This is a genomic window from Pseudoalteromonas sp. TAE79 (genome assembly GCF_000498015.1).
GTDB lineage: Bacteria > Pseudomonadota > Gammaproteobacteria > Enterobacterales > Alteromonadaceae > Pseudoalteromonas.
In genome coordinates this window covers 1-3839 of sequence record NZ_AUTL01000045.1, presented here as the reverse complement: position 1 = coordinate 3839, position 3839 = coordinate 1, and the positions used below count along the sequence as shown (strand labels likewise).

Below are 3839 nucleotides of genomic sequence, written 5' to 3'. Positions count from 1 at the left end.
ACGGCGGCCAGTAAACAATTCACTTATGCGATAGAGCAGAAAAAAGCACAAGCCTTAAAAGCACTTATTAATTGGCAACTTGCCATGGATAAGTCGTCACTTGCTTTTGAACAAGAGCAACAGTTAGAAACCTTGCTTAAAATTGTAACTAAAAGGCAGAAAGCTGGCGATCTTGGTCAGGTTGATGCTGAGTTAACTTTCTTGAATTTGTCGCAAATGCTTAATAAAACGGCCCAAATACAAGCACAGTTAACACAAGCTCAAGCCAAGGTTAATGAGTTGTTGCCTGATTGGCGTCCTGATACACAAGCATATCCAGAGCAGGGCTTAGGCGTTACAAACTTTCAAGTAGCTGAGCAGTGGTTAACGCAGCACCCGCAAGTATTAGCCTCTCAAGCACTGTGGCAAATGCAAAAAAGTAAAGCTCAATATGCCATGCTTGAAACCAAAGCCGATCCTACCATTGGAATTAGTACCGGAAAAAATGATGTCGATAATGTTGTCGGAGTTACTTTTTCTATGCCGTTAAATATTCGTAATGATTACCAAGCTAATGCCAAAGCACAAAACCAACAAGCTATCGCCGCAGAAGCAAATTTTCGTTCAGTAATGCGTAAGCAAAAGTATTTGATACAGGCAAGTACTGCCTCACTAATCTCTAATAAAAAATACCTTGGCCGTTGGCAACAGTTAATGCAAGGACGCGGCGAACACAGCGCGCAGTTATTGCAAAAACAATGGCAAGTAGGTGATTTAAATACCTCGGATTATTTATTGGCATTACAACAAAGAGCGGAAGGTTTATACGCGGGCATTGAATTACAAGCCCAGTTCAAAATAAGCGAAGTGCAATGGCTACTCGATGTAGGCCAATTAAATGCGGCAACTAAGCTATTAAACTAAACCTATTATATCACTTTACGCGGCTTGATGAGCGTGAATTGTTACAGAATTTGGAATTAAAAATGAAAAATAAAATAACTGATAAAACATCTCATAAAATAGTGAAAAAAATAAAACTCATTACCCTAAGTAGTTTATTTACTGGCTTAGCTGTCGTGTCAACTACGGCATTATCATATAACGATGCCGCTCTAGAAAAAACGCCAGCAGTAGAGCAATCCATCGTATTAAAAACTGACCATGATCATGACTCTGAAAGTGAAGAAGTGCATGACGAAAGTGGTCATGAACATGGTAGTGATGAAAGCAAAGACGACCATGCTGCGGAGGAGAAATCTGATGACGGTCATGACCATGGTAGTGAAACAGCGAGTAAAGAAACAGCTGAAGAAGAACATGAAGAAGGCATAAGTTTTAGTCCAGAAAAAATGGCACTCGCCAATATCAAAGTGACTAACTTAAAGCCGGCAATTTTTGCTAAAAGTATCTATGCACCAGGAGAAATAAAAGCGAACGGTTATACCAGTTACATTGTCTCTTCACGTACTGAATCGGTAGTGATCAGTCGTCATGCTATTTTAGGTGAACATGTGACTAAGGGTCAGTCTTTAGTTACCTTATTTAGTGAATCAATGGCCGAAGCACAAGCACAATATCGTGTTGCTTACAGTGAGTGGCAACGAGCTAAAAAATTGGGCCTTGGCACCGTCAGTGAAAGCCGCCTATTAGCCAGTGAAACAGATTACATTTCAGCTTATGGTCGATTAACTGCCTTTGGTTTAACCAAAGCAGCCATTAAAGATATTGTAAAAAACAACTCATCAAATCTTGGTGAATATACCTTAGTCGCTCAGCGCTCTGGTGTGGTTTTAAGTGATGATTTCTCTCAAGGACAACGTGTGCCTGCCGGTGAAAAAATCATGGTATTGGCTGATGAAAAAGACTTATGGGTTGAAGCGCGTGTTTCGCCAAATAAAAAATTAAGTCTTCCTATTGGCACCATTGCAAAAGTTGAGTTTGCCGGGCAAGTGCATGTTGCCAAGGTCATTCAAGAAGCACATACCATTGATCCAAGTACGCGTACCCGAATCGTTAGACTGTCGGTTGAAAATACTGATGACAGTTTGCATTCAGGCATGTTTGTTAATGTAAATTTTCAGTTTGATACGCAAAGCCCTGTAATAGCAGTACCAGAAACAGCATTAATGCGTGGTGCCGATGGTGATTGGACGGTATTTGTTGAAGACCATCCTGGTGAATTTAAAGCCGTTGAAGTTGAATTAGGTCAGCCATTAGGCAATTACCGTCAAATTATCGGTATTGAGCCTAATACCCGTTTGGTAACAAAAGGTGCCTTTTTTGTTGCGTCAGAAATAGCAAAAGGCGGATTTGATCCGCACGGCCACTAGGGGAATAAGATTATGTTTAATAAAATAATTGATTGGTCGATCAATAATCGACTCTTAGTAATTATCGCCCTAATTGCTACTATGGCAGGCTCTGTTATGGTGATCCCAAAACTAAATTTAGATGCTTTTCCTGATGTAACCAATGTTCAGGTAGCGGTTAATACTGAAGCACCGGGCTTAGCCGCTGAAGAAGTAGAGCAGTTAATAACCTATCCCATTGAAGCAGTAATGTATGCGTTGCCTGATGTAGAGCAAGTACGCTCTATTTCAAAAACGGGTTTATCGGGTGTTACTGTTGTCTTTAAAGAAGGCACAGACATCTACTTTGCTCGCCAGTTAGTATTTGAGCGTTTACAAGCGGCAAAAGAGTTAATTCCGCAAGGCGTGGGCACACCAGAAATGGGACCTAACACCTCAGGTTTGGGTCAAGTTTTTCAGTATTTGTTAATTGCAGATAAAGATTCTGGTTATGATTCTATGACCTTAAGGAGCTTGAACGATTGGATAGTAAAGTTATTGGTTATGCCGGTAGATGGTGTTACCGACGTCTTATCTTTTGGCGGCAACGTCAGACAGTATCAAGTCAACATTGAGCCAAGTAAATTATTATCATATGAGTTAACGCAAGACGATATTGTTACTGCACTCGATAACAACAATGCCAATGTTGGCGGTTGGTACATGAACCGTGGACAAGAGCAATTAGTTATTCGTGGCACAGGTTGGTTTAATAGTGGCGAAGCAGGTTTAGCTGATATTAGACAAGTACCGGTTAAAACGGTTGATGGTACTGTGGTGACTATCGAAGATGTAGCCAAGGTTTCGCTGGGTAGTGAAATACGCCAAGGCGCAGTTACTATGACGCGCAGAGATGCACAGGGTAACATTGAAAACTTAGGTGAAGTGGTTTCAGGTATCGTATTGAAACGTATGGGCGCAAATACTAAAGTGACAATCGACGGTATAAGTGCACGTATTCCAATGATCAACCAAGCACTACCTGAAGGCGTACGTTTTGAACCTTTCTACGATCAGGCAGATTTAATTACTAAAGCAGTTGATACTGTAGTGCAAGCATTAGCGCTGGCATTTATATTTATCGCTATCGTACTTGCTCTGTTTTTAATGAACTTACGCGCAACCTTTTTAGTGTTAATTTCAATTCCTATTTCAATCGCTATCGCCTTAATGGTGATGTCTTGGATAGGTTTATCGGCAAACTTAATGTCGTTAGGTGGTATCGCTGTTGCTATTGGTATGTTGGTTGATGGCTCTGTTGTGATGGTTGAAAACATGTTCAAACACCTTAATAGACCTGATTCAACACATTACAAAAATGCGCAAGCGAGAACGTTAGGCACAGATGCTGATCCCCACGATGTAGAACATGATAAAGAAGGCATTCCTCTACGATTAAAAGAAGCAGGAAAAGAAGTTGCACGCCCGGTATTTTTTGCTGCCTCTATTATTTTAGTGGTATTTACACCGTTATTTAGCTTTGAAGGAGTGGAAGCTAAATTGTTCCAG

3 protein-coding genes are annotated in these 3839 nt (G+C 40.7%); all 3 read left to right on the top strand.

The features are described from left to right. On the top strand, positions 1–903 hold a 903-nt coding region (locus L655_RS0101255), incomplete at its 5' end, for a TolC family protein (protein ID WP_024603826.1). A gap of 62 nt (positions 904–965) precedes the next feature. Continuing rightward, the gene (locus L655_RS0101250; RefSeq protein WP_024603825.1) at positions 966–2312 is read left to right on the top strand and encodes an efflux RND transporter periplasmic adaptor subunit; all 1347 of its coding nucleotides are present in this window, start codon (positions 966–968) and stop codon (positions 2310–2312) included. A gap of 12 nt (positions 2313–2324) precedes the next feature. Then, a partial coding sequence (locus L655_RS0101245) for an efflux RND transporter permease subunit (RefSeq protein WP_024603824.1) occupies positions 2325–3839 on the top strand: 1515 nt, incomplete at its 3' end.